Below are 8178 nucleotides of genomic sequence, written 5' to 3'. Positions count from 1 at the left end.
GCTCGCGCTGGCCGCGGGGGCGTTGAGCCTGGCGCGGATGGCGCCGGAGTCGGTGGTCGGCGGCGGGAGCGGGAACACGGAGGCCGAGCCGAGGCCCGGGGTCGCCACGGACGAGGCGATCGACGCCGCGCCGACGGTGTGGGCCGCGCCCTCCGCGCATCCCGCGTCCGCGACCACCGCGAGGGGCGGGGCGAGCGCGACCCCGGCCCCGGGCACGAGCCCCGCGGCCACGGCACCGTCGACGGCCGCCGCACCCTCATCGACGGCGACGATCCCGTCCGCCCGGGCGAGCGCCCCCGTGGGGAGCGTGCCGGACACGACCGGCATCCCGACCGCGCCCGTCGTCCTGCCGTCGCAGTCACACACACAGCAGCAGCCGGCCCCGAGCCCCACCACCCACGCCCCGACCCCGACGCCCGGGCAGAACCCGCCGGGTCTGTGCGTGCCGATCGTCGGCATCTGTGTGAACGATCTGGCGGGACCCGCCGGAGGTCATTGAGGGAAACGGGGCCTACGGCTGGTCGCCGTTCCGGCGGGCCAGCAGCCAGGGTTCGACCACGCCGAGGCCGCGGACGGGGCGCTGCCACATCGGCTGGAGCGCGAATCGGTAGACGGGCGGCTCCTCGCCCTCCTTCTCCGCGGCGGCCGCGGCCTCGGCGGCCTCCGCCTCGGAGGCGGGCGCGTCCCCGGTGCGGATCAGTTCCTCCGCGAAGGCGCCGTCCACCAGCACGGCATCCCGTGGCGCTATCGACGTGAGCCGCGAGGCGAGGTTCACCGTCGTACCGAAGACGTCGCCCATGCGGGTCGTCACGGTGCCGAAGGCGATGCCGACGCGCAGCTCCGGCATCGTCTCGTCGTTGGCCATCGTCTCGATGAGGCGCAGGGCGATCTCGGCGGCGATCCCGGCGTCGTCCGCGGCGTACAGCACCTCGTCACCGAGGGTCTTGATGAGGCGCCCCCCGTGCGCGGCCACCAGGTCGGCCGCGGTGGTCTCGAAGGCCTCGACGAGCTCGCCGAGTTCCTCTTCCTCCATCCGGCGCGTCAGCCGCGTGAAGCCGACGAGGTCCGCGAAACCGACGGCGAGGCGGCGGTCGACCATCTCCTCGTCGTCACCGGCCTGGACGACCCGGCCGGTCGCGGCGGCGAGCTGGCGCCGCCAGACGTAGACGATGAACTCCTCCAGCTCGGGCAGGAGCAGCTCGATCAGGGGGTAGGTGACCTCGGTGCGCGTCATGCCCGGCTCGGGAGGCTCGGTCAGGCCCTCCAGGAAGGAGTCGATCTGCCATTCGGCCAGGCGGGCCGTGGTCTGCCCGGTGGAGCGGGCGACCTGGACCGCCATCGCCTCGCTCAGCAGGCCCGCCTCGACGAGACCGGCGAGGCGCCGCAGCGCCAGCACGTCGGCCTCGGTCAGCGCCTTGGCCTGGCCGATGTCGGCGAAGCCCATGGCCCGCCAGAAACGGGAGGCCAGTTCCATGGAGACGCCTGCGCTGCGGGCGGCCTGGAAGGGGGTGTAGCGGCGCTCGGCGCCGAGGATGAGCGTTTCGAGGCGCAGTGCGAGGGGGTCCTCGCCGGAGTCGACAGACTCCTCGTCGATCCGGTTCTGCGCCTCCAAGCGGCTCTGCCCGTCCATCCGCCCGGTCGTCTCGCCGGTCGGCCCGGCGGTCGTCTCGCCGGCCATGTCACCGTTCGTGTCGACGCGTGCGGGCGCCGGGTCGGTGACCGGCCCGGCGGTACGCCCCGGCTCACCGTCGGGGGCGGGGTGTGCACCCGTGCCGGAGCCCGTGTCGTCGACGGTCACGCCTGCTGCCCTTCCGATCTGCCGTGGTCAGGTATCGACCGCGCTCAACTCTACGGCAGGTGTGCGCTGGCTCACTCCTGACTCGTACGCCCGGCCGGAGCTCGGCACCACGATCGGTTCCGGGCTCCACAGCTGAGTACGGTCTGCCGACCTCCTCGGCTCACGCCGGCCGCAGATGGACGATGTCCCCCGCTCCCACCGGCTGCTGTACGCCCTCCTCCGTGGCCAGGACCAGACGCCCGTCCCCGTCGACCGCCACCGCTTCCCCGGTGATCGACGTGCCGCCGGGCAGTTCGGCCCGCACCACCCTTCCGAGGGTCGCGCATCCCGCGGCATACGTCTCCTGGAGACCGGAGGCGGCGGGGTCGCCGCCCGCGGCCCGCCACTTCTCGTACCACTGCTCCAGGGATCGCAGGACGGCCCGCAGCACGGTGTCACGGTCCGTGGTCGTGGCGCCCGCGAGGGCGAGAGAGCCCGCGCCGGGCACGGGGAGTTCGTCCTCGCGCAGGGTGACGTTGATGCCGATGCCGACGACGACCGCGTCGTTCCCGGCGCGCTCGGCGAGGATGCCGCCCGTCTTGCGCTCCTCGCCGTCCACGGTGACCAGCAGGTCGTTGGGCCACTTGAGTGCCGTGTCGACGCCCGCCACCCGGGACAGGCCCGTGGCCACCGCGACCCCGGTGAGCAGCGGCAGCCAGCCCCAGCGTTCGACGGGAACCCCGGTGGGCCTCAGCAGCACGGAGAAGAACAGGCCCGAGCGGGCCGGTGCGGTCCACTGGCGGTCCAGGCGGCCCCGCCCGGCGTTCTGTTCCTCGGCGACGAGGACGACGCCCTCGTGGGTCTTCTCGTCCGTGGCGAGGGCCACGAGGTCGGAGTTGGTGGACCCGGTGCGCTGCACCACGTCCACCTCGGACCACAGTCCACCGTCCCGCACCAGCGCCCGGCGCAGAGCGGCGGCGTTGAGGGGCGGCCGGCCGAGGTCGGACCAGCGGCCCGACCTCGGCTCATCGGGCCCGTCGGACGGGTTTCCTTGTGCACCTGGTGGCGTCGTCATGCAACCCACCCTAGGTTTGACATCCTCCGGCCCGGGACAAGGGCACGGATTCCAGCCCCGACGGGCTGACGTTCACGGGCGCTCGATCACTTTCGTGATGTCACCCCTCCGACGTGTCCCGCCGCGACACAGCGTTCGTACAGCTGGTCACGGCCTCCACGCCGCTGGATCGGGAGACCTCGTTCTCCCGCTGAAAAGGGGGGAGGAGTGTGGTAAACGCCGCACTGCCGAACGGTAGGCACGCCACTACGCTACGGATGAGTAGCAAGCCCCCCTTCTGAGCACCTCACCCTCACGTCCCCCTAGAGCAGGCAGGGAGCCGCACCCCGATGTCCGAGCCGGAAGAGCTGCACCACCCCGACATCCACACGACCGCGGGCAAACTCGCGGACCTGCGGCGCCGCGTCCAGGAAGCGACGCACGCCGGCTCGGCACGCGCTGTCGAAAAGCAGCACGCCAAGGGCAAGCTGACGGCCCGTGAGCGGATCGAGCTGCTGATCGACGAGGGCTCGTTCGTCGAGCTGGACGAGTTCGCGCAGCACCGCTCGACCGACTTCGGCATGGAGAACAACCGGCCCTACGGCGACGGTGTCGTCACCGGCTACGGCATGGTCGACGGCCGCCCGGTCGCCGTCTTCTCCCAGGACTTCACCGTCTTCGGCGGCGCCCTGGGCGAGGTCTTCGGCCAGAAGATCATGAAGGTGATGGACTTCGCGCTGAAGACCGGCTGTCCGGTCATCGGCATCAACGACTCCGGCGGCGCCCGCATCCAGGAAGGCGTCAGCGCGCTCGGCATGTACGGCGAGATCTTCCGCCGCAACACCCACGCCTCCGGCGTCATCCCGCAGATCTCGCTCGTCGTCGGCCCCTGCGCGGGCGGCGCGGTGTACTCCCCCGCGATCACCGACTTCACGATCATGGTCGACCAGACCTCGCACATGTTCATCACGGGCCCGGACGTCATCAAGACGGTGACGGGCGAGGACGTCGGCTTCGAGGAGCTCGGCGGCGCGCGCACCCACAACGCGGTGTCGGGTGTGGCCCACCACATGGCGGGCGACGAGAAGGACGCCATCGAGTACGTCAAGCAGCTGCTGTCGTACCTGCCGTCCAACAACCTCAGCGAACCCCCGGTCTTCCCCGAGGAGGCGGACCTCGCCCTCACGGACGAGGACCGCGAGCTGGACGTGATCGTCCCGGACAGCGCGAACCAGCCGTACGACATGCACGCGGTGATCGAACACGTCCTGGACGACGCCGAGTTCTTCGAGACCCAGGCACTGTTCGCACCGAACATCCTCACCGGCTTCGGACGGGTCGAAGGCCGCCCGGTGGGCATCGTCGCCAACCAGCCGATGCAGTTCGCCGGCTGCCTGGACATCGACGCGTCCGAGAAGGCGGCCCGCTTCGTGCGCACCTGCGACGCCTTCAACGTCCCCGTCATCACCTTCGTGGACGTCCCCGGCTTCCTCCCGGGCGTCGACCAGGAGCACACCGGCATCATCCGCCGCGGCGCCAAACTGATCTACGCCTACGCCGAGGCGACCGTCCCGCTCATCACGGTCATCACCCGCAAGGCCTTCGGCGGCGCCTACGACGTCATGGGCTCCAAGCACCTCGGCGCCGACCTCAACCTCGCCTGGCCCACCGCCCAGATCGCCGTGATGGGCGCGCAGGGCGCGGTGAACATCCTGCACCGCCGCACCATCGCCGACGCCGAGAACACCGGAAATGCCGACGCCACCCGGGCCCGCCTGATCCAGGAGTACGAGGACACCCTCCTCAACCCCTACACAGCGGCCGAGCGCGGCTACATCGACGCGGTGATCATGCCCTCCGACACCCGCTCCCACGTCGTACGGGGCCTGCGTCAGCTGCGCACGAAGCGGGAATCACTCCCCCCGAAGAAGCACGGCAACATCCCGCTCTAGAACCCCGGACCCTTGGGAGCAGACATGACGATCAAGGTCGTACGGGGCAATCCGACCCCGGAGGAGCTGGCCGCCGCCCTGGCGGTGGTCCGAGCGCGCGCCGCGGCGGCGACCACCACGCCGCCCGGCGCGCCCGGCGCCCGGGACTCCTGGTCGGACCCGTCCCGCACAGCCGGCCGGCACCTGCCCCAGCCGGGCCCCACGGCCTGGACGCGCACGTACTGGCCTGCCTAGAAGCACCCCGCCACCTCCTCGGCCATCACCCCGTACCCGGCGTCATTGGGATGCAGGTGATCGCCGAAGTCGTACACACCCCGTAGCCGATCCGGATCGCCCGGATCGGCCAACACCTCGTTGAGATCCACCACCGCGTCCCACTCCCCCGCCCCGAGAATCCACCCGTTCACCTCACGGCTCACCTTCGCCGCCCGCTCACCCCAGTGATCGGACCCCCCGAAGGGCAGCAGCGTCGCCCCGATCGCCCGCAGCCCCCGCCCACGCGCCTGTCGTATCAACTCCCGGTACCCGTCGATGAGTTCATCGGCCTCCAGCACCGGCGCGGGCTTGTACGTCGGCTGTTCGCCCGTCTCGCTGAACCCGATGTCGTTGAGCCCCAGCAGCACGACGACCGCCTCGACCCCGGCCTGTTCGAGAACGTCCCGCCCGAACCGCCGGACGCCCTTCTCCCCGTACCAGGCGGAGTCGTTCAGCAGCAGGTTCCCGCCGATGCCCGCGCCCAGAACGGGCCGCCCCGTGCGCTCGGCGAGCGCGTCCGACCAGCGGCGGTTCGCGCCCGGCGTCGAGCCGAACCCGTCCACGATGGAGTCCCCGAAGAGCACGACACCGTCCGTACGGCCCGCGTCGACCTCGACTGCCGACAGGAAGTACCAGGACTCGCTCGTCTCGCCGAATCCGTCGCCGTCGAGGTCGTCGAGGCGGTCCCCTTCGCCCCGGTGGCTCGTCGCGAAGGCCTGGGCATGGAAGGTCGCGGGCCCGGTGACGGCGTCGAGGTACAAGGTGACGGTCACGGACTCCAGGGCCTCCACCACGAGTTCGGCGGGGTCGCTGGCGACCTGTCCGCGCGCCGGGATCTCGACACCCCCGGCCCCCTCGAAGGTGAGCCGCCGCAGCGAGCCGGGCTCGACACCGGCCCCCGCGCCCGCACGGGCCACGGTGGCCCCGGCGATCCGCAGCGGCGAGGTGCCGTACGCGTTCGACAGCCGTATACGAACCCGGCCGCCACCCGCCCCGATGCGGACGACCTGGCGCAGGGACTGACGCCAGAAACCCTCCTGGGACCAGTTGGGGGTGAAGCCCACGGCGGGGAGCTGGGGCGATGCGGTCCAGGCGGTGGTGAACACGGCGACTGCCTCCCTAAAAGGGACCAGAGTTCCTTTAGTGAATGCCATGACCGTAGCAGGCGGACACGCATTAAAGGAACCCTGGACCCGTTTAATCGGGTCCAGGGCAAGTTGAGTATGCGTACTCAGGCGGTCGGCGCCCTCGCCGCCGCACGATCGGAGGCATGCTGTGGTCCGACCCGGAGAACGAGCCGCCCAAGGAACTTCGCGACATGCAGGAGATGCTGCGGCGGCTCGGCCTTCTCATGGCGTTGGCCATGCTGCTCGCGATGATCGTCCTCGGCGTGATGTGATCGGCGTGGTGTGATCAGCGTGACGTGGACGTGGCGTGATCGGCGTGACGTGGACGTGGCGTGATCAGCGTGACGTGATGGACGTGACGTGATGGACGTGATGCGAGACGGGGCGACAGGGGGCGACACGCCCACGCCGATACCCTGACGGCATGACTGATCAGCCGCGCCGCCGCCTCGTGCTCGCCTCGCAGTCCCCCGCACGGCTCGGCCTGCTGCGCCAGGCCGGACTCGACCCCGAGGTCATCGTGAGCGGCGTCGACGAGGACGCCGTCTCCGCCCCGACCCCCGCCGAACTCGCGCTCGCCCTGGCCGAGGCCAAGGCCTCCGTCGTGGCCGCCCGGACCGAGGTCCAGGGCGCCCTGGTGATCGGCTGCGACTCGGTCCTCGACCTGGACGGCGAGGCGCTGGGCAAGCCCGCGGACGCCGAGGAGGCCACCGCCCGCTGGAAGGCGATGCGCGGCCGGGCCGGCACCCTCCAGACGGGGCACTGCGTCTACGACACAGCCGCCAAGCGCTACGCGTCGGGGACCGCGTCCACGGTGGTCCGCTTCGGCGACCCGACCGACGCCGAGATCGCCGCCTACGTCGCCTCGGGCGAGCCGCTCCACGTCGCCGGGGCCTTCACGCTCGACGGCCGCTCGGCCCCGTTCATCGAGGGCATCGACGGCGACCACGGCAACGTCATCGGCATCTCCCTGCCGCTGGTGCGCCGCCTGCTGGCCGAACTGGGTGTGTCCATCACGGAGTTGTGGACCCCGCGGGAGAAGTGATCAGGACGCGCTCGGTGTCGGGGGCGCCGTGACCGGGGATCCCCCGGTACCGCCGTTCGTTCCGCCGTTCGTGCCCCCGTTGCCGTCCTCGCCGCCCGCGCCGTCGCCCGGCGTGGCGTCGGCGGGACCCGCCCCGCGGTCGAAGGCCAACAGAGTGAACACGATCAGCCCGAGCGCCACCATCATGAACACGAACGCGCCCCAGCCCACCAGACCCACCGTGAACGCGCCGAGCAGACCGTGCACCACTGCGGCACTGATCAGCAGGATGCGGCCGAAGAGACCAGGGGCGCGGTCGCGCACCGCGACGAGCAGCGCGGCGACGCCGCACAGCGCGAAGTAGAGGCCGAAGACCAGCCCCCCGACCTTGGACGAGACGGACATCATGTCCGAGTCGAGACCCGCCAGGGACATGTCCTGGCGGTCGACGACCACGCCGAGGAACCAGTTCAGCAGCGCGATGCCGATCGCCTCCATGAAGAGCACGATCGCCGCCACCCACGCCACCGGTCTACGCACCACCGGTCCCCACCCACTTCCGAGTGCTGTTACCCCAAGTATGTTCGAGACCTCCCGAACGCTACTAACGGGTAAACGCCGGGACAAGGGTTCGGCCGCGGGCAAAGAATCGTTGGGCCATTCGTAGGGACTCCACAAAGAAACGCTGTGCGTCGCAGCACGGCCGCACAGAGACCTTGGCCACACAGGAGGGCTAGGGTTCAGCCAAGGATTCCTGCGTACCGCGGTGTGACAAGGGATCTCGCGGGTCGAGCGAGCCTCGAATCACGCTCCGTGTGGGCAAGCTCACCATTGGGGACGGGTCGAAAGGTCGTGTCGGCAGTCCCTAAACTCGGCTTGTTTCAAGGAGGGAGCCATCGTGCGCAAGGTGCTCATCGCCAACCGTGGCGAAATCGCTGTCCGCGTGGCCCGGGCGTGCCGGGATGCCGGGATCGCGAGCGTTGCCGTGT

The 8178-nt window shown here is 70.9% G+C and carries 9 protein-coding genes and 1 pseudogene; 5 read left to right on the top strand and 5 right to left on the bottom strand.

The features are described 5' to 3' along the window. From ABZ656_RS54185 to ABZ656_RS54175, 3 genes and pseudogenes are all read right to left on the bottom strand, one after another. A pseudogene (locus tag ABZ656_RS54185) lies at positions 1 to 318 on the bottom strand (hypothetical protein); the annotation flags it as partial. Positions 319 to 511: 193 nt separating this feature from the next. Next, positions 512 to 1630: an adenylate/guanylate cyclase domain-containing protein gene (locus ABZ656_RS54180; protein ID WP_360279582.1), complete on the bottom strand. Its 1119-nt coding sequence runs from the start codon at positions 1628 to 1630 to the stop codon at positions 512 to 514. Between the two features lie 328 nt (positions 1631 to 1958). Beyond that, positions 1959 to 2852 carry a biotin--[acetyl-CoA-carboxylase] ligase gene (locus tag ABZ656_RS54175; protein WP_101400317.1) on the bottom strand — a complete coding sequence of 298 codons (894 nt, stop codon included), beginning with the start codon at positions 2850 to 2852 and terminating at the stop codon, positions 1959 to 1961. A 329-nt stretch (positions 2853 to 3181) separates the two neighbouring features. Here ABZ656_RS54175 and ABZ656_RS54170 point away from each other — a divergent pair, with 329 nt between their 5' ends. Together ABZ656_RS54170 and ABZ656_RS54165 are read left to right on the top strand one after the other, a co-directional pair. After that, positions 3182 to 4783, top strand: coding sequence for an acyl-CoA carboxylase subunit beta (locus ABZ656_RS54170; RefSeq protein WP_101400316.1), 1602 nt, complete (start codon positions 3182 to 3184; stop codon positions 4781 to 4783). 24 nt (positions 4784 to 4807) lie between these two features. Next, the gene (locus ABZ656_RS54165) at positions 4808 to 5017 is read left to right on the top strand and encodes an acyl-CoA carboxylase epsilon subunit (protein WP_101400315.1); all 210 of its coding nucleotides are present in this window, start codon (positions 4808 to 4810) and stop codon (positions 5015 to 5017) included. Here the strand turns inward: ABZ656_RS54165 and ABZ656_RS54160 are convergent. Beyond that, positions 5014 to 6144, bottom strand: a complete 1131-nt coding sequence (locus ABZ656_RS54160; RefSeq protein WP_360279577.1) for an SGNH/GDSL hydrolase family protein — start codon at positions 6142 to 6144, stop codon at positions 5014 to 5016. The genes ABZ656_RS54165 and ABZ656_RS54160 overlap by 4 nt on opposite strands. 164 nt (positions 6145 to 6308) lie before the next feature. On the opposite strand from ABZ656_RS54160, the gene ABZ656_RS54155 reads away from it, so the two are divergent. Then, positions 6309 to 6437 (top strand): hypothetical protein, encoded by a 129-nt coding sequence (locus ABZ656_RS54155; protein WP_096239832.1) that lies wholly within the window; start codon positions 6309 to 6311, stop codon positions 6435 to 6437. Between the two features lie 152 nt (positions 6438 to 6589). Next, the gene (locus tag ABZ656_RS54150; RefSeq protein ID WP_101400314.1) at positions 6590 to 7210 is read left to right on the top strand and encodes a Maf-like protein; all 621 of its coding nucleotides are present in this window, start codon (positions 6590 to 6592) and stop codon (positions 7208 to 7210) included. Here the strand turns inward: ABZ656_RS54150 and ABZ656_RS54145 are convergent, their stop codons facing one another. Further along, positions 7211 to 7732 carry a hypothetical protein gene (locus tag ABZ656_RS54145; protein WP_360279573.1) on the bottom strand — a complete coding sequence of 174 codons (522 nt, stop codon included), beginning with the start codon at positions 7730 to 7732 and terminating at the stop codon, positions 7211 to 7213. A 355-nt stretch (positions 7733 to 8087) separates the two neighbouring features. Between ABZ656_RS54145 and ABZ656_RS54140 the strand changes: the two genes are divergently transcribed. Continuing rightward, on the top strand, positions 8088 to 8178 hold a 91-nt coding region (locus ABZ656_RS54140), incomplete at its 3' end, for a biotin carboxylase N-terminal domain-containing protein (RefSeq protein WP_308427085.1).

Origin of the sequence: Streptomyces sp. NPDC007095 (genome assembly GCF_040634475.1) — a bacterium.
Classification (GTDB): Bacteria; Actinomycetota; Actinomycetes; order Streptomycetales; family Streptomycetaceae; genus Streptomyces.
Note: the sequence above shows the minus strand (reverse complement) of the source record. Positions and strands in the feature narration are given on the sequence as shown.